This is a genomic window from Exiguobacterium sp. s121, assembly GCF_018617245.1.
GTDB classification, from domain to species: domain Bacteria; phylum Bacillota; class Bacilli; order Exiguobacteriales; family Exiguobacteriaceae; genus Exiguobacterium; species Exiguobacterium profundum.
Map to the genome: position 1 here is coordinate 202080 of NZ_JACSJV010000001.1, position 15096 is coordinate 217175.

Here is a 15096-nt window from a genome sequence, read left to right on the forward strand (position 1 = left end):
ACGTCACGTCAAGGTCAAGCCTTTTTTTCAAACAGTGAGAATCCATTTCGTTCGCCGATATAGTGGAAACCGAACCGAGGATAGTAGTTATTTAAGAAGGCGTTATCGGCAACACAGTCCAATCGAATGGTCGAAGACGTGTTTGCTAAGGCATGCTGCATCAAACGTTCCCCGATGCGTTCACCTTTTGCACTCGAGTCCGTGACGAGTCGATGCAAGTAGACGGCACCGTCCGGGTCGTCCCATAGATTATGGTCCCAGTCAGTCGGAGGAATCAGGCTGACGGCACCGACGATTTGCTGATCTCGTTCGTAGACAAACACCGTCCCGTTTGTCAAATCGTGACGGACATAGTCGGAACGACTCGGCTCTAAATATTTGACCCATTGCGACTTTCCGGCTACTTGGAACTCTTTTGCTTTCTTTAAAATCAATTGATCGACTGCTGAAAAATCCTCCATTGTGGCAAATCGAAACATGATGAAGCACCTCGCTTTCATTTCTTTTCAAAATCGTGTAGGGTACACGTTGAGTATGCTGATGAAACATCTTTGTATCATCGAATGTTTTTTGGTAAGATAAATTTATTGCATCGTGCAAACGATTGCGCTAATGATATAAAGTTCACAGCACGAATAAGATAAGTATAAATGATGAGCAGTGAGTTTTGGGATAAGGAGTATCTAGATCACATGCAACTTTTACAACGAGAACAACAAACACAAACGCTTAAACGCAACTGGTGGAAAGAAGCCGTCGCCTATCAAATTTATCCGCGTAGCTTTTATGACGCGAACGGGGACGGAATTGGAGACATTCAAGGAATCATTGATAAGCTCGACTATTTGAAAGACCTCGGTATTGATGTTATCTGGATTTGCCCGATGTATAAATCGCCAAACGATGATAACGGTTATGACATTAGTGACTATCAAGATATCATGGACGAGTTCGGTACGATGGAAGACTTCGACCGCTTATTGGACGAAGTGCATCAGCGCGGTATGAAGCTGTTGCTCGACCTCGTCGTCAACCATACGTCGGATGAGCACCCTTGGTTCATTGAATCGAAGAGCTCAAAAGACAATCCGAAGCGCGACTGGTATATCTGGCGCGACGGAAAACCGGACGGGTCGAAGCCGAATAACTGGGAATCGATCTTTGGTGGCTCGGCTTGGGAATTCGATGAAACGACGGAGCAATACTACTTGCATGTCTTCTCGAAGAAACAGCCGGACCTCAATTGGGAAAATCCTGAGATGCGTACAGCGGTATACGATATGATCAACTGGTGGCTCGAAAAAGGGATCGACGGATTCCGTGTCGATGCAATCAGCCATATTCGCAAGAATCCGACGTTCGCCGACTTGCCAAACCCGAACGACCTCGACTTTGTACCGTCGTTCGAGATGCACATGAACGTGGACGGAATTCACGACTATTTAGAAGAGCTTCGTGACGAGACGTTCAATAAACATGACATCATGACGGTCGGTGAAGCGAACGGCGTCTCACCTGACGATGCCCATCTATGGGTCGGTGAAAAGGAAGGGAAGATGAACATGGTCTTCCAATTCGAACACATGGACCTTTGGAGTGAAGATGCCGATTCGAAACTCGATGTCGTTCACTTGAAGAACGTGTTGACGAAATGGCAAAAAGGACTTGAGGCCGATGGATGGAACGCCCTTTACGTCGAAAACCATGACCAGACGCGTACGGTCTCGAAATGGGGAGACGATGAGCGTTACTGGAAAGAAAGCGCGAAGTCGATTGCGATGATGTACTTCCTCATGCAAGGGACGCCGTTTATCTATCAAGGTCAAGAAATCGGGATGACGAACGTCAAATTCGATTCGATCGATCAATATGATGACATCGCGACACGCAACCGCTACTATATTGGTGTCGAGCAAGGGAAGAGTCATGACGAGATGATGCGCATCACGTGGAACTCGTCACGCGACAACACGCGGACACCGATGCAGTGGAGTGATGCCCCGAACGCCGGATTCACGTTCGCAGAGCAGCCATGGGTCGGCATCAACCCGAACTATACGGATATCAACGTCGAATCACAGCTTGAAGATGAGGACTCAATCTTTAACTTCTATAAAGAGATGATTCAACTTCGTAAAGATAATGAGACGTTTGTTTACGGGGCGTATGATGTCGTCTTGCCGGAACACCCGGAAGTCTATGCGTATACGCGTACGCTCGGTGACACGCAGTACCTCGTCGTCACGAACTTGACGGCGAAAGAGACGATGTTTGATATGGATCAGACACTTCGTGCGCAAGATGTCGTCTTGAGCAACATGCCGGTTGAAGGCGATGCGGAATCATCGCTCCTTCACTTGAAACCGTTCGAAGGTCGCGTGTATAAAATTAGCTAATCTTTCATGTTTGAAGACCGTAGGCGAGAAGTCGACTACGGTCTTTTTAATATGAATAAAGGGGATGCACGGGGATGATGAGAATGCTTTAGAAAAGATTCAATAAGGAGGGAAACAAATGAAACTACTATTGACGTCCGCTGGCGTTAAAAACGAGAGCATCAAGCAGGCACTTTTGGAATTATTGGGCAAGCCGATTGAAGAGTGTAATGCACTCTGTATCCCAACAGCCATTTATGCGTTGAACGGGGGAACGAAACACGCATGGAACTTTTTCAACGGAGATTTCTCGACGCCGATGTGTGAGTTGGGCTGGAAGTCGGTTGGGGTGCTTGAACTGAGCGCACTCCCGAGTATCGATGAGTCGGTGTGGAGACCGGCGTTTGATAAGGCAGACGTATTATTGGTGAATGGGGGCGATCCGCTCTTTCTCTACCATTGGATGAAACAGTCCGGGGTAGCCTCGCTGCTCCCGTCCTGGAAAGGCGTCTACGTCGGATTGAGTGCAGGTAGCATGGTGATGACACCACGAATTGGAGAAGCGTTTGTCGGATGGCGCGCATCCGACGAGCAGAGTGATGATACATTAGGGTTTGTCGACTTCTCGATTTTTCCTCATCTCGACCACGAAATGTTACCGGAGAACACGTCACGAGATGCTGCAGAATGGGCGGAGACATTACAGTCGCCGGCCTATGCGATTGACGACGAGACCGCGATTCGTGTAAACGAAGGGAAGATCGATGTGATTTCGGAAGGAAAGTGGAAGAAGTTTTTCTGACTGTATAAAAGTAATAGGGAGGAGACAGGAGAGATTGAATCCATTTACGTATCATCGAAAAACAAATCGAATCATCGTACGACCGTTAGAGAAACGAGATTATGACACATGGTTAAGCGGCTTTACAAATCGTCTCGTTTCACAACATGTATATGACCCAGGGAAATTAGATATGAGCGACTGTACGTCCGTTTGGTTCGGTCAGCTAGTCGACACACACCAATCACTCGCACATGAAGACCGTGCGCATGTCTTTGGGATTTTCCGGCTTGAAGATGGGATACATCTCGGCATGGTGGATTTCTCGACATTGGCGCGAGATGGATTTCATTGGGGTCGGGTCGGGTATACCATCCATAACCAACATTGGCAAAACGGATATGGCACAGAGGCGGTCGATTTAGCGATGCGCATCGCCTTTGACGACTTAAATTTTCAACGGGTCGAGGCACACATCAATCTCGACAATGAGGCATCCGTTCGTCTCGCAGAGCGCGTCGGCATGTCGTATGAATGCACGAGAGAGGGATTTATTTTTGAGAATGATGAGTGGGTAGACCATCTCGTCTATGTGAAAACGAAGCACCGTCGATAGAACGACTCCTACCACATATGGTACGATGAGTTGACGGAAAGGGGGATGAGCATGGCGATTGAACCACTTCGCGTGCGTGTCCAGCAAACAACACGGATGAGTGACATTCCGGAGCCGATCGAACTATCGGCTGACGGCGTATACTATCCATTGAAGACTGGCTTTATTTTAATGTTTGACCAACAACAAGAGGACGGAACTGTCCCGACGACAATCAAGTACACGCCGGAACGATTGGCGCTCATCTGCAAAGGACCGATCGAGATGAACCATTCCTTCATCGAAGGTCGCTTCACGCAAAGCTTATATAAGAATGCCTATATGTCGATGACGATGGCGACGACGACATCGCGACTCGATGTGTCTGAAGAGTCATGTACGTTCGTATATGAATTATCCATGAATGAAGAAAACGTGGGTATATACGAAGTACATGTCACATGGACATTTGAAGGAGGAGAGAGCGTATGAACTTCACAGAACGCGTAAATAAGATTGAAGAGATGTTGAACGAAGACTGGTTCGAGATGCTCGAAACGAATGAAGAAGAGTATGAAGAGTGGCGCGGTCGCCTTGAAGACCATGCTGAACAAGTCATCATGCATTATGACCAAGAAAACGGAGTCGATATCGATTCAATCGATAAATTGCTTCAACTGAACGATGAGTTCCCGCTCCTTTACGGGGAAGACACCGTTCGCCTGTACATCGCACTTATTGAGGCGCGGTCAGAAGACAAAGCGGTCTACGATCGGTACGTCGATTATTTGGCAGCCATCAGTGATGCATCGCATGAACAGTTTTTACATTTCCATACGCTCGTCGAAGCAGGTCGGTTGGAAGAAGCGAGACAACTCGCGCCACATATGCCACAACGGCTCGGACTCGAAGAGTAAGCATGTCAAAAGTGTCATCTGAACAGGATGGCACTTTTTTTCATGCCTGAAAGGGGACACACTTCGACGAGAACGTCCATTTTATTTCGAAGGTATCTTCTCTAAGATGAAGGAACAAGGAAATCAAACAGAGAACGCGAATGGAAATGGTTAAAGGGGGAAATGTGATGTTAAGACTAATCAAAACATCTGTCGAACAAAAAGAACAGATTCTCGCATTTTTACAAGAATGGTACGAACGTGATGAGCGAATCGTCCCGACTTCAGTGGACCGTGAAACGACCGACTTCGAGGCATATGTCAACACGTTACGTCAGAAAGAGTTACGTGAACATATAGAGAAAGGTTGGGTCCCGAGCACAACGTATTGGCTCACGGACGGGGAGGAGCTTCTTGGCGCGACGAACATTCGTCATGAGCTGAACGAATCGCTCTTGAAGATTGGCGGGCATGTCGGGTATGGGGTGAAACCGAGCGCACGCGGGCGTGGACTCGCCACAATCCAACTGCAACTTGCGCTTGAGAAAGTGAAAGAACTTGGAATCGAGCGGGCACTCATCACGTGTAACCGGACAAATATAGCTTCCCGTCAAGTCATTTTAAACAATGGTGGCATTGCGGACACACCGTATACGGAAGAAGATGGGACAGTCGTCGAGCGGTTTTGGATTGACTTGAAAGGGTGAGGACGAGATGGCGAACTGGATCATCATCTATTTGGCGCTGATTAACTTCTTCGGCATCTATTTGTTCCGGGAAGAGACCGTTCCTTCGAAAAAATGGTTCTCTTTCTCGAGCGGCATCGCCATCACGTACTTCTTCATGTATCTTTTGCCGTCCCTAAACAAACGCCAGGACACGCTTCGTGTCGATTGGTTGAATTTGGCGTTACCTTCAGAAATCTACATCGTCAGTCTCATCGGTTTCACGTTGTTTTACGGCACCATGCGGTTCGTTCGTACCCCTCACTTTCAAGATGAGGCGGTCGACCGGGCCGTTTCGTATTGGTTACAGGTGACACTCCTCACGGCCTATATGACCTTCTCGGCGTACGTGGTGACAGCCGACTCGGTGACGTTCGTTGCGAGAAGTTTCTATGCGACAGCGCTCGGTGTCCACTTTTTAGCGCTCGGGCATGACTTAAATCGTCATTATGGTGAACGTTACATGCGACAAGGACGCTATTTGTTGAGTGGTGGGATTTTACTTGGTGGGTTCTTTTCACGCTGGATTGACTTGGCGGCGCACGTCGAAGCGCTCTGTTTTGCCTTTGTGGCCGGGGCGATGATTCTCAATATCGTGAAGTTTGAACTGCCATCCGACCGAAATTTGCACTTCCGCACGTTCGTATTGGCCGTGTGCAGCTATGGGGGATTATTGCTCATATTGAAACATCTTCTAAACTTCTGATGAGAACTTCACAAAAATGAATGACTGTTCATTCATCATTTGATATACTGAATTCAAGATTGAATCCGTTTTCAAAAGGGGGAGTTTTGGGGATGTCTACATTTTTAATCGTCAACTGGATTCTATTCTTGCTCGTCCTCGGCTATGGTGTATATTTATTTGCTACGCTAGTTCATCAGCGTTATACGTTCATCAAGCTCGGGAAGAAGGCAGAATGGAGCCAAACGAACAAAGAACGACTCGAACAGGTCATGATCAACGTGTTCGGTCAAAAGAAATTGTTGAAAGATAAGAAGAGTGGCGCAATTCACGTCATGATGTTTTATGGCTTCATCCTCGTCCAATTCGGGGCGATTGATTTTATTTGGAAAGGACTAGCGGTGGGAACACGTTTCCCGCATATCCCGCTCGGTCCGCTTTATCCAATCTTTACGTTCATGCAAGAAATCGTCATGCTCATGATTCTCGTTGCGGTCGTTTGGGGATTCTACCGTCGTTACGTCGAGAAGCTCGTGCGCTTGAAACGAAACTTTTTAGCAGGTCTTGCCCTCATCTTCATCGGCGGGTTGATGGTTTCCGTATTGTTCGGGAACGGGTTTTACCTCGTCTATAAAGAAGAGCTTCCAATGTGGGGCGAACCGGTCGCGACGCTCATCGGCTCAGCGTTTGCTTGGGTACCGGGCTCTGTCGCTTTCGCTTTATTCGTCGTCTTTTGGTGGATGCACCTTTTATTCTTGCTCAGCTTCATGGTCTACATCCCACAAGGAAAACACGCACACTTGATTGCCGGAACGCTCAACGTATGGCTCGGTCGCACGCACAAAGTCGGTCGCTTGGCACCTGTTGATTTTTCAGCGATGGAAGAAGCGGAAGAGTCGGATGAAGAGATTGTCTTCGGGGTCAACAAGATTGAAGACTTCAACCAGAAGCAGCTCGTCGACTTGTATGCCTGTGTCGAGTGCGGGCGTTGTACGAATGTTTGTCCGGCAACAGGAACTGGGAAGATGTTGTCGCCGATGGACTTAATCGTCAAACTTCGTGACCATATGAATATGAAAGGCGCGGCGGTCACGAGAAAATCACCGTGGGCACCTGCACTCATGTTCCAAAACACGCAAGGTGCTGAAATCGCAGCAGCTGCGCAAGACGGCCATATGCTCGTCGCAGACGAGTTGATCGGCAACGTCATCACGGAAGAAGAAATTTGGGCTTGTACGACTTGCCGTAACTGTGAAGACCAGTGTCCGGTTATGAACGAACACGTCGATAAAATCATTGACCTTCGTCGTTACCTCGTCATGATGGAAGGGAAGATGGACCCTGAGGCACAGCGTACGGTCGCCAATATCGAGCGTCAAGGAAACCCGTGGGGAATGAATCGGAAAGAACGCGAGAACTGGCGTAAGGATACAGAGCTCGTCATCCCGACGGCGAAAGAGAAGAAAAAAGCAGGCGAGGAATTCGAGTATCTCTTCTGGGTCGGCGCGATGGGGTCTTACGATAGCCGTAGCCAAAAAGTCGCGCAGAGCTTTGCGAGCGTCTTGAACAAGGCAGGCGTCTCATTCGCCATTCTCGGAAATGAAGAGAAAAACTCAGGGGATACACCACGTCGAATCGGAAACGAGTTGCTGTTCCAAGAACTCGCCGAAGCGAACATTAAACTATTTGAGAAGTATGGGGTGACGAAAATCGTCACGGTCGACCCGCACGCGTACAATACGTTCAAAAATGAGTATCCGGACTTCGGTTTGACTGATGTGAAGGTGTATCATCATACGGAGTTGCTCGCGGAGTTACTTGACACAGGTCGGATTCAGCCAGACCTTCACGTGAACGAACGTGTCGTCTATCACGACTCTTGTTACCTTGGTCGTTATAACGGCATTTACGATGCACCACGATTCGTCCTAGAACGCATACCGGGTGTCGAACTCGTCGAAGCGACACGTAACCGTGAAAACGGTATGTGTTGTGGAGCCGGTGGTGGTCTCATGTGGCAGGAAGAAAAAGTCGGGACACGTGTCAACGTGGCTCGGACAGAACAGTTGCTTGAGACGAAACCGACTGTTATCGGTTCGGCATGTCCGTACTGTTTGACGATGTTATCTGATGGAACAAAAGCGAAGGAAGTCGATGAGACCGTCGGCACGTTCGATGTCGTCGAATTGCTCGATCGCTCGCTGAAGGCCATCGAGATACCAGAACCAGTTGTCCAATAATACATGAAGGCACGGTCCGCGGACCGTGCCTTGTTTGTTTACTGCATCTCAGAGGTGGATAGAAGGGAAGAGGTCAAGTGAGATAACCCTTGCGTCGTCTCGTTGATCGATGAAATGGTCTCGACCATCTGTCCGAGGTCTTGTTTGTTTCGTTCGAAAGAAAGAACGTATTGGCCCATTTCTTCCTGAACGGTCGAAAAACCAGCTTTGACGGTGCTTAGTTGGCGCATCGCTTCATCGTTCGTCCGATGCATTTGCCCCATTTGCTCGAGGAGGGCCGCGATGTTCGTCTCATTTTCATGAATGAGCGCGTTGATTTGACTGCTCAGTTGTTTTGCGTTCTCCGCAAGTGTGCGTACCTCGGTGGCGACGACGGCGAACCCTTTTCCGTGTTCTCCTGCGCGAGCCGCTTCAATCGAAGCGTTTAAGGCGAGTAAGTTCGTTTGGTTAGCAATTTGTTCGATGCTCTTGGTCATGCTGACAATATCCTGTGAACCTTCTTTTAGGGCGGTAATTCGATCGAGCGAAGTATCGACGTAGGTGGCCGACTGTTTGAACTCTACTTCCATCTGTTCGATTTGATTTCCGTTCGTGTGCGTCAACTTCATCAAATGACGACTCATTTTTTCCGTTTGCTCCGTTTCCGCAAGGACTTGGTGAGCACGATTGCTCGTTTCAGACATGGCGTGTCCGGTTTGTTCCATCGTAGTCGCCACTTCTGTGCTGACACGTGTCACGTCACTCAACAGGGACGCACGAGCTTGATTCGCAGACTCGATTTCATCGAGGCGGGCGTTGACGTATTGTTCGGTGACGATTTGTGCGTCTAAATTCATCGCGTGTGACAACGCTAAGAGGGACTCACTTAAGAGGGCAGGATCGTGTTGATACGTTTCAACCACTTTTGGGATGAGCAACGTATTAAATGTCGAGTACGTCGCCAAGAACCAGACGACAGGCACGGCGAAGTGGTGGTGCGTCTGTCCCATTCGTTTCCGCATTGCCAAGAATTTATCATCGATGTTCCCTGTTAGTAGGCTGCGGAAATAATCGGCGAATACCTTTTTTAATCGTTCTCTTGTGGATGATGCGTTCGCAATCTGTACCATTTCCGGTTGCAGCATTAAGTGGTCGAGTACGTTTTCAAGTACATCGTCAAGTACTGACTCGACGAGTGGAGCCATATCTTGCAGTCGTTTTACTTGAGAGGTCGTGTATCCCATGTAGTGAGTGCGACCATTCAAGCTTGAGTCGGCTGGTTTAGCGATTGTCTGGATTTCAGGAAAACCGGTAGTGGCAACGAAGTGATTGGATGTTGTTTTACGAAAAAGTGCCATATATTTTTCTCCTTCTCTTTCATATCTAAAATGTCATTCTCTTCTATATCGGCAAAAGAGTGAAGAAACTGAGAAGTAAATGTGTTATGAAAGAGGTTCGCAGACGAATGGATCTGGGAAAGGATGACTGAGGAACAGAATATTCAATCTCAATGTAAGGAGTGTATCCCATGAAAAACATGGTTGTCCTATTGACGATTGTCAGTGCTCTTAGTAGTCAAATTCTTCCGCAGATCTTATTTTTATCTATTATGGCAGTCGAAGAAGGTGTCGGGCGTCTCATTCCATTCTTGATTTTTTATGTAGCCAGTATGTCCGGTCTATTATTGTGGGTTTATGTCATTGGACGCCGTGGTTCTAAAGATACCTTTTTAATCGCCTTGGTCGTACTCGTTGTCGGTCTCGTTTGTTTCGTTCTCCCGTTTGAGCGTGCGATTGAATGGAGCGCCTTTTTAGTCGGGGTTGGATCAATTGGAGTCGGGTCGATTATGACGACGATTTTATCGCAATTAAACGAACTGAAACCAGCTGCTGATCCAGATTCAAAAGAAGCTAAAGGAAGCTCCTGGCCGTTGGTTCTGATGTTAGTCGGTTGGATTGCGATATTCTCTTATGCATTGACACAGTCATACAATCTGGCCATCGCTCTCTTTTTGGTCAGTTTGATCCTACCATGGTTTTTTGTTCGGAAATTACCGCTTCAAAAATCGGCGACATGGCAGTTTGAAACTCGTTCTTTTCTCCGTGCCTTCATCGCAGTCACCGTTTTTACGTTGATTAGTCGTCTGCTCAGTCTTTTAGAAGGGGCGCGTGGCTATATCGAAGTATTTGGCTTAATGATTATTTTGCTCGTTTATGTTGGATGGTTATTGTACCAAAAGCGCGCCCGAGACTTTATTGGAGCGAGTCGCACCCGTCAGGTTCAATTGCTGTCGTTTGTGATTGGATTGTTCGGTGGTTGGACGTTAATTGGTGCCGTCTTTGTCAGTCTTGCCTTGTACTCGTTTCAAGTTCTCATTTTTTATGTATTTGTCCCATTTTTAGTAGGCGTCATCGGCTGGATTTTATTTAGTCGTATATTTGATTTCGCACGTCACCCATACCTCGTGTTACTCGTGTCCTCCCTCATTTTTTTCCTAGGATTTATCGAGCCACTTGCGTTCATCCCTGTCTTATTTGTAAGTGGGTATACGCAGACGATGTACTCGAGTGTAAGCCATACGTATCTGTTTGATCAATATGGGGAAAATAAGGAGTTTGCTTCCTTGCTCTTGCAGCTGTGGAAGCGGTTTGGGATGGTCGTTGCGTACTCCTTCTTAATGATTGGATTGTTAGGGTACGGTTTGTACGTTGGGCAGACGGTCAACGAGGAATTATCGTTTCAAATTCCAAAAGCATGGATGTTCGGTGTTCTAGGACTTACGTGGATTTTCAATATTGGATTGATCAGCCTGTACTGGTTCCGAGTTCGTCCGAGTAGAATACATGAATCATAATTTTCCCTAGCTTTTTCATATCGCTTTTGTTTATAATGAGGAGTGATGTTTAACTAGTGACGGAAAAGGAGTGTCCTTTAATGAATAAATCGTTGATTGATTTCGTTTATGAACTTCTCCAAGAAACTGGCGAACAGCCTGTTTCTTTTGATGAGATTCGCGAAAAAATCAAGCAAAACTATACGTTTGCGAGTGAAGAGGAAGAGCTCGAAAAAATCGCACAACTTTACACCGATTTGAACATCGACGGGTTGTTCGTCAACTTAGGAGCAAACCGTTGGGCGCTTCGTGTTTGGTACCCATTCGATAAGTCGGATGAGGATCTCGTCATCGAAGCACGTCAACGTGGTGAACTTGACGAATTCGAAGAAGAGTTCGAAGAAGCAGACGAAGGCATCGTCGATATCGAGGATGACTTGGATGTATTCGCAAAAGTTGAAGACTATGATTCATCTGAATTTGATGATGAGGACGAAGAAGAAAAAGTAGAAGGCCTTGACGATTTCAAGGACGATGACTTGGACGACGACCTCGATATCGAAGACGAGGATGATTTATAAGAGACCGCAAAAAAGCCGGGCATCGCGCCCGGCTAGGCGTGTCTCTTTTTCTTTTTTAGTCGTGTTCATCGACTTGAAAAAAAGAAAAAATAATATCTTGACGACTGCATCGTCTCTGGCGTAAATTAGTCATGGGCTAGTTTAGCACGTAACGATGCAGCAAAAGTGTCCTCCATTTTCGGGGGCACTTTTGCTTTTTTTGTTTTTTCGTTTCCCGATGGTTGGTATTCAAGAGAGGAGAAAGAAACATGACAAAGTACATTTTCGTAACAGGCGGGGTAGTATCTTCGCTCGGTAAAGGGATCACGGCAGCTTCGCTCGCGCGTCTACTCAAAAATCGAGGACTCAACGTCACGATTCAGAAGTTTGACCCATACATCAACATTGACCCAGGTACGATGAGCCCGTATCAACACGGAGAAGTATTCGTCACAGATGATGGCGCTGAGACTGACCTTGACCTCGGACACTATGAGCGCTTTATCGACATCAACTTGTCGCAAAACGCGAACGTCACATCAGGGCGCATTTATTCAACTGTCTTGAAGAAAGAGCGTCGTGGAGACTATAACGGTGGGACGGTTCAGGTCATTCCGCATATCACGAACGAAATCAAAGACCGTGTCTTCCGTGCAGGACGCGAGACGAACGCCGATGTCGTCATCACAGAGATTGGTGGAACAGTTGGGGATATCGAGTCCCTTCCGTTCATCGAAGCGATTCGCCAAGTGAAGAATGACATCGGGAAAGAGAACGTCATGTACGTCCACTGTACACTCGTCCCTTACCTTCGTGCCGCAGGTGAGATGAAGACAAAACCGACACAACACAGTGTCAAAGAGCTTCGCAGCTACGGAATTCAACCGGATATCATTGTCCTTCGTACGGAGCATGACATCCCAGAAGACATGCGTGAAAAAATCGCCCTCTTCTGTGATACGCGCAAAGAAGCGGTCATCGAGGCGCAAGACGCATCGACACTTTATGAAGTACCGCTCAACCTTCAAAAACAAGGAATGGACCAACTCGTCAACGACTACTTCGGTTTCAATTCACCGGCTGCTGACATGACGGCTTGGAAAGAACTCGTCCACACGGTCACACACCTTGAGAAGAAAGTGAAAATCGCACTCGTCGGGAAATATGTCGAATTGCGTGATGCGTATATCTCGGTCGCGGAAGCACTCAAACATGCGGGTTATGCGTTCAACGCGGATATCGACATCGACTGGGTCAACGCAGAAGACGTGACGGCTGAAAACGTCTCAGACATCCTCGGCGATGCGGACGGAATCCTCGTTCCAGGTGGATTCGGTGAGCGTGGAATCGAAGGGAAGATTGAAGCGACACGTTTTGCTCGTGAAAACAACGTCCCATTCTTCGGAATCTGTCTCGGGATGCAACTTGCGACGGTCGAGTTTGCCCGTAACGTCTTGAAGTTGGACGGCGCACATACTGCAGAAATCGATCCGTCGACACCGTATCCGATCATCGACCTTCTTCCAGAGCAAAAAGATATCGAAGATCTTGGGGGCACACTTCGTCTTGGACTTTATCCATGTAAGCTCGAAAAAGGGACGAAAGCGCATGCGGCATACGATCAAGAACTCGTATACGAGCGTCATCGTCACCGTTATGAGTTCAACAACGAATACCGTGAAGCGTTTGAAGCAGAAGGCTTCAAGTTCTCAGGTACGAGCCCAGACGGTCGTCTCGTAGAAATCATTGAGATTCCAGAACACAAATGGTTCGTGGCATCACAGTTCCACCCAGAATTGATTTCGCGTCCAGAACGTCCACAACGTCTATTCCATGACTTCATCCAAGCATCACTTGGAGAATAAGTGATTGAAAGCCACGGTCCATTGCGGACCGTGGTTTTTCTACGTCAAAAGCATGAGAGGGAAAGCGCCTTCGGCAGGATACATCCCTATCACTTTGTGGGTACACTAAAAGTAGAACGGGGAGAGGGTGAGGGCACATGAAAGAACGACATTCGATTTATCTTGGATATGGATTAGGGCTTGTCGCGCTCAGTCTGTTGCCGTTCGTCGTCTTGCCTTCCCTTTTATTGCCGTATCAACTTGGCTGGACAGGTGTTGTTTTACTCGCCCTCTCGGTCGGGTTACTTCGGGCGATTCGGGACGGCTCGAACGTCATCCTAAAGCAGATGTGGAAGATCACGTTCTCTCTCTTCTTGATTTTCGTTCTCGTCTATTATGTTTCATTCGGACTCATCCTTTATGACACATACGGATTGGATCGTTTACTAGAACAATATGAACGACAGGCGGTCTGGGTGTTTGCAGCATTTAGCTTTTTACAACCTATTGCGTTACCCGTTCCGGAAGCGGTCAGCGTGCCGATTGGGAGTGTCGCGCTCGGACCGTTTCGTGCCGCTTTGGTCGGAAGCGTTGCGACGACACTTGGAATCTTTGTCATGTATGGACTGGCCCGATTTGGTCGAGGGCGCATGATTCGTTGGGTCGATGAAGAAAAACTGAAGACGTACGATCGATATGTCGATCGATACGGTCTTGGTGTCTTGCTCGTCTTATTTATCATTCCGATTTTACCTGACGAGGTCATCTGTCTCGCTGCGGGGTTTAGTCGTGTACCGTTTCTGCGCTTTGCGGGTATCGCGTTCGGGGCAAAACTCGTCACGTCGTTCGGACTTGCTTATTCTGTCTCGATTGGACAATTGTTTATGACCGATTCGAGTCCAATCGCGATCGCTTCTGTCATGGCAAGTGTGATTGTCTTGATTCTTGCGTTCATTTGGCGCAAACGAAAAAAAGGAGATTCGAACGGGACACAAGAATAAGGTAAGGACGATTTATAGAGAGGAAGACAACATGCGACAAGATCAAGAAGTGGTCATTCGACCGATTGAAGAACAGGATCTATCACGACTCTGGGAATTGATTTATCGAGATGCGGTACCGGAATGGAAACAGTGGGACGCGCCTTACTTCGAACACAAGTCAAAGTCTTACGAAGAGTTTCAGCAAATCGAGCGATCGTTCATCAAAAAAGAAGACATGTGGGTCATTGAGGTCAGTGGAACGGTATATGGCACGGTTTCCTATTATTTCGAAGATGCCGGACGAGAGTGGCTCGAGATGGGCATCATCTTGCATCAATCCGACCGCTGGAATCGAGGTGTCGGGACGCGTGCCCTTCGTCTATGGACGAAACATTTGTTTGAAACGTTACCGGTCGTCCGCGTGGGATTGACGACATGGTCAGGGAACGAGCGAATGATGCGGGTCGCTGAAAAAGTAGGGATGCAGCTTGAAGGTCGAATTCGTCAAGTGCGTGTCGTGAACGCGAAACGCTACGATTCGATTCGGATGGGCATGTTACGCGAAGAATGGATGAAAACAGGTACGCCGTCTATTTAAAG

The 15096-nt window shown here is 47.7% G+C and carries 15 protein-coding genes; 13 read left to right on the top strand and 2 right to left on the bottom strand.

Going from position 1 to position 15096, the window contains the following annotated elements:
* Positions 1–14 precede the first annotated feature (14 nt).
* Entirely contained in the window at positions 15–479 is a 465-nt protein-coding gene (locus KOG47_RS01160; protein ID WP_215243620.1) for a GNAT family N-acetyltransferase, read from the bottom strand.
* Between the two features lie 213 nt (positions 480–692).
* Here KOG47_RS01160 and KOG47_RS01165 point away from each other — a divergent pair, with 213 nt between their 5' ends.
* From KOG47_RS01165 to KOG47_RS01200, 8 genes are all read left to right on the top strand, one after another.
* Positions 693–2396: a glycoside hydrolase family 13 protein gene (locus KOG47_RS01165; RefSeq protein WP_159563002.1), complete on the top strand. Its 1704-nt coding sequence runs from the start codon at positions 693–695 to the stop codon at positions 2394–2396.
* A 118-nt stretch (positions 2397–2514) separates the two neighbouring features.
* Positions 2515–3177 carry a Type 1 glutamine amidotransferase-like domain-containing protein gene (locus KOG47_RS01170; protein ID WP_159563001.1) on the top strand — a complete coding sequence of 221 codons (663 nt, stop codon included), beginning with the start codon at positions 2515–2517 and terminating at the stop codon, positions 3175–3177.
* Positions 3178–3211: 34 nt separating this feature from the next.
* Positions 3212–3772 carry a GNAT family N-acetyltransferase gene (locus tag KOG47_RS01175; RefSeq protein ID WP_215243621.1) on the top strand — a complete coding sequence of 187 codons (561 nt, stop codon included), beginning with the start codon at positions 3212–3214 and terminating at the stop codon, positions 3770–3772.
* Between the two features lie 51 nt (positions 3773–3823).
* Entirely contained in the window at positions 3824–4243 is a 420-nt protein-coding gene (locus KOG47_RS01180; protein WP_159562999.1) for a YwiB family protein, read from the top strand.
* Positions 4240–4668: a hypothetical protein gene (locus tag KOG47_RS01185; RefSeq protein ID WP_159562998.1), complete on the top strand. Its 429-nt coding sequence runs from the start codon at positions 4240–4242 to the stop codon at positions 4666–4668. Before KOG47_RS01180 ends, KOG47_RS01185 begins: the two co-directional genes overlap by 4 nt.
* Positions 4669–4835: 167 nt before the next feature.
* Entirely contained in the window at positions 4836–5354 is a 519-nt protein-coding gene (locus KOG47_RS01190; RefSeq protein ID WP_159562997.1) for a GNAT family N-acetyltransferase, read from the top strand.
* A gap of 7 nt (positions 5355–5361) precedes the next feature.
* Positions 5362–6078, top strand: a complete 717-nt coding sequence (locus tag KOG47_RS01195; RefSeq protein ID WP_078147689.1) for a hypothetical protein — start codon at positions 5362–5364, stop codon at positions 6076–6078.
* Positions 6079–6170: 92 nt separating this feature from the next.
* Complete coding sequence (locus tag KOG47_RS01200) at positions 6171–8297, top strand: (Fe-S)-binding protein (protein WP_159562996.1); 2127 nt, start codon at positions 6171–6173, stop codon at positions 8295–8297.
* 38 nt (positions 8298–8335) lie between these two features.
* On the opposite strand, the gene KOG47_RS01205 is transcribed toward KOG47_RS01200, so the two are convergent.
* On the bottom strand, positions 8336–9634 hold the full coding sequence (locus KOG47_RS01205; protein ID WP_215243622.1) for a globin-coupled sensor protein: 1299 nt from the start codon (positions 9632–9634) through the stop codon (positions 8336–8338).
* A 170-nt stretch (positions 9635–9804) separates the two neighbouring features.
* Between KOG47_RS01205 and KOG47_RS01210 the strand changes: the two genes are divergently transcribed.
* The 5 genes from KOG47_RS01210 (at position 9805) to KOG47_RS01230 (ending at position 15094) form a co-directional block, all read left to right on the top strand.
* Positions 9805–11130, top strand: a complete 1326-nt coding sequence (locus tag KOG47_RS01210; protein WP_215243623.1) for a hypothetical protein — start codon at positions 9805–9807, stop codon at positions 11128–11130.
* 80 nt (positions 11131–11210) lie between these two features.
* Positions 11211–11690, top strand: a complete 480-nt coding sequence (gene rpoE / locus KOG47_RS01215; RefSeq protein ID WP_074035668.1) for a DNA-directed RNA polymerase subunit delta — start codon at positions 11211–11213, stop codon at positions 11688–11690.
* 248 nt (positions 11691–11938) lie between these two features.
* A complete protein-coding gene (locus KOG47_RS01220) occupies positions 11939–13534 on the top strand; it encodes a CTP synthase (RefSeq protein WP_074035670.1) in 1596 nt (531 codons plus the stop codon).
* A gap of 137 nt (positions 13535–13671) precedes the next feature.
* Complete coding sequence (locus tag KOG47_RS01225) at positions 13672–14514, top strand: TVP38/TMEM64 family protein (protein WP_214690424.1); 843 nt, start codon at positions 13672–13674, stop codon at positions 14512–14514.
* Positions 14515–14545: 31 nt separating this feature from the next.
* Entirely contained in the window at positions 14546–15094 is a 549-nt protein-coding gene (locus KOG47_RS01230) for a GNAT family N-acetyltransferase (protein WP_215243624.1), read from the top strand.
* Positions 15095–15096 lie beyond the last annotated feature (2 nt).

Bases quoted from the DNA above. Each gene is read 5' to 3' on its own strand.
- KOG47_RS01220 (WP_074035670.1), top strand. From the start codon at position 11,939: ATGACAAAGTACATTTTCGTAACAGGCGGGGTAGTATCTTCGCTCGGT.
- KOG47_RS01230 (WP_215243624.1), top strand. From the start codon at position 14,546: ATGCGACAAGATCAAGAAGTGGTCATTCGACCGATTGAAGAACAGGAT.
- KOG47_RS01160 (WP_215243620.1), bottom strand. From the start codon at position 479: ATGTTTCGATTTGCCACAATGGAGGATTTTTCAGCAGTCGATCAATTG.
- KOG47_RS01225 (WP_214690424.1), top strand. From the start codon at position 13,672: ATGAAAGAACGACATTCGATTTATCTTGGATATGGATTAGGGCTTGTC.
- KOG47_RS01210 (WP_215243623.1), top strand. From the start codon at position 9,805: ATGAAAAACATGGTTGTCCTATTGACGATTGTCAGTGCTCTTAGTAGT.
- KOG47_RS01185 (WP_159562998.1), top strand. From the start codon at position 4,240: ATGAACTTCACAGAACGCGTAAATAAGATTGAAGAGATGTTGAACGAA.
- KOG47_RS01205 (WP_215243622.1), bottom strand. From the start codon at position 9,634: ATGGCACTTTTTCGTAAAACAACATCCAATCACTTCGTTGCCACTACC.
- KOG47_RS01180 (WP_159562999.1), top strand. From the start codon at position 3,824: ATGGCGATTGAACCACTTCGCGTGCGTGTCCAGCAAACAACACGGATG.
- rpoE (WP_074035668.1), top strand. From the start codon at position 11,211: ATGAATAAATCGTTGATTGATTTCGTTTATGAACTTCTCCAAGAAACT.
- KOG47_RS01190 (WP_159562997.1), top strand. From the start codon at position 4,836: ATGTTAAGACTAATCAAAACATCTGTCGAACAAAAAGAACAGATTCTC.
- KOG47_RS01200 (WP_159562996.1), top strand. From the start codon at position 6,171: ATGTCTACATTTTTAATCGTCAACTGGATTCTATTCTTGCTCGTCCTC.
- KOG47_RS01170 (WP_159563001.1), top strand. From the start codon at position 2,515: ATGAAACTACTATTGACGTCCGCTGGCGTTAAAAACGAGAGCATCAAG.
- KOG47_RS01195 (WP_078147689.1), top strand. From the start codon at position 5,362: ATGGCGAACTGGATCATCATCTATTTGGCGCTGATTAACTTCTTCGGC.
- KOG47_RS01165 (WP_159563002.1), top strand. From the start codon at position 693: ATGCAACTTTTACAACGAGAACAACAAACACAAACGCTTAAACGCAAC.